1 protein-coding gene and 1 pseudogene are annotated in these 2,357 nt (G+C 56.0%); both read left to right on the forward strand.

The genetic code is table 11. The annotated features are described in order from the left end of the window. On the forward strand, window positions 1-875 hold an 875-nt coding region (locus tag AC1DT3_RS18295; protein WP_477466653.1), incomplete at its 5' end, for a cadherin repeat domain-containing protein. 515 nt (window positions 876-1,390) lie between these two features. Next, window positions 1,391-2,357: pseudogene (locus AC1DT3_RS18300) on the forward strand (hypothetical protein); the annotation flags it as partial.

Genomic DNA, 2,357 nt, shown 5'->3' on the forward strand with positions numbered 1-2,357 from the left:
CCGATACGCCCTTCACATATTCGATTGTTGCGAATGACGGTTCGGGCGCGGCGAACGCCACGTCGACCGGCAATGTCACGATCACGGTCAAGAATGTGCCCGCGCCGAATGCCGGCCCGGTCGCGATTGGGCTGTCCGGGACGCGTATCGACGAACTCAGCGCGACCGGAAAGGTCGTCGGCGACCTGAGCGCGGCTGATCCGGACAAGGGAGACCCCCTCACGTATTCGCTCATCGACGATGCGGGCGGACGTTTCAAGCTCGATGCGACGGGAACCAAGGTCGTCGTCGCGAACGGGGTCAACTTGGACTACGAGCAGGCCAAATCGCACAAGATCGTCGTTCGGGTGACCGACAGCGCCAAGGCTTGGTTGGACGGCGATTTCACGATCAGCGTCGGAGACATGAACCCGGAAGTCACGTCCGGGAGTGCGTTCAACGATTCGATTGTTGGCGGCAGTGGCAAGGATCGCCTCGGCGGCGGAGCCGGAAACGACACGCTGTCGGGTGGACTTGGAAACGACACGCTGACGGGCAATTCCGGCAAGGATGTGTTTGTCTTCAAAACCAAACCCCATGCGACAAAGAACCTCGACAAGATCGCCGACTATGTCGCGAAGGACGACAGCGTTTATCTCGACAACGCGGTGTTCAAAAAGCTCGGCAAGGGAACAGAGCTTGCACCGGGCAAGCTGAACAAGAAGTTCTTCACGGTCGGGGACAAGGCGCGCGATAAGGACGACTACCTCGTCTACGATCAGAAGAAGGGCGTCCTCTATTACGATGCCGATGGATCGGGAGCCGCCAAGGCCGTTGCGGTCGCGACCTTCAAGAAGGGTCTGGCGCTGAAATACACTGAGTTCTTCGTCATCTGATCGACTATCGACGGAGGCCTCTCATGCCGAGCGCTGAGAGGCCTCTTTCGCCCATTTACCATAGCCAAAGATGAGCTATCGGGTTCCTAGGTGAACATAGGGTGCGTGGACACACATCTTCTCTTAAAAAAGTGTTAGTCGCTTTAATTCGATGAATTGCCGTAGTGTTCGCCTACAGAATACCCAGGTTTTTCATTGAATTATTGAAGTTGCAGATATCAGCACGCGTGTGCGGGTCCTGGCTCGCTCTACAGTGTAATCGCTCTTTCTCGACAGAATTTTCAACTCTGAAGTCGTAGCGACTTTGGAGAACGGTCGGTCTTGGGGTGACGTTTGTTGGCGTCTTTTGTGATTGAAGCAGACTACGAAGTGGCCGCGCCGGGCGCGTGTTGTGCCACGTGCTTCTCGATCGATCTCATCCGCCGCAACTCATTCCATTTTATTTCCGGATCAGGTTTTTCTCACGGGCCACTGACGACCAGTGGCTTGGAGGAATCGACTCTCGCGAGGCAGATATGACAAAAATTTCAGCGACCCAGATTGGAAACTATCGCGATATCGCGGACGTCGATCATCAATCGCTCGAATCCTTCAGCCTGGAAGAGATTTCGAACGATTACTCGTTCGGTCGAGCCCAGTTGGATCTGTTCGAAGACCAAGCTCAGTCCGTGCGTGCCTTTTCGAGCGCCCCGGCGAGTTTGGCTGCGGCTGTTCCTCTTAGCGAGGCGACCGTAGCATCCGCGCCTATCGAAGGCAGCGATGCTTCGCTGTCCGTGAAGGCTGACGACGTTCCTAACGGCTCTGATGCGAGTGCCGTATTCGCGCCRCTTGCCGCAGACCAGTCCGGCCCGGTCGGCCTCGCTCCCGGCAACACATTCAACATATTGGATGGTACCGATCTCCTCTTCGGGACAGACGGCGACGATACTTTCATTGGGGACTCAAAGGACATTGAACAGAGCGATGTTATCGTTGGCGGAGGCGGCATCGATACGCTCCACGTCACGGGTGGTTACGGATCAGCGTGGATCTCCGGAGCCGAGCGCTTCGAAGGAATCGAGCGCATCATTTTCGATGAAGGGCAGGGAAACAATCTTTTCGTGTCAGTCGAGTCGTTTCGCGACGTCGAGTTTGTGGACTTTGGAGCGGGTGAATTCGACACCCTCTTCTTTGATAGCGGCATTTATGACCTGAGCGAAAGGACGATTCTTGGCGCCGAAAAGCTGTGGTTGCGCAACAGCGTCATCGAAGTCACCGATAAGAGTCTCGCGTTTCTGGCCTATGCCGACTTCCGGGATGAGCAGAACAATGGAGTTGTCCTCAAAGGCGGTCAGACCTTTACCGTCGAAGAGCGCGCGCAGATCTTTGGAGCGGGGATCGGCTCGATCACCGACGCCAGCGGGACATACACGAACGTCGCGCCAACGCTACTTGGATTTGGCATTGAGGAATCGAACATCAATAAGGGCGAGACGATCCTGC

The sequence above is a fragment of the Microvirga sp. P4_G7 genome (assembly GCF_056401005.1).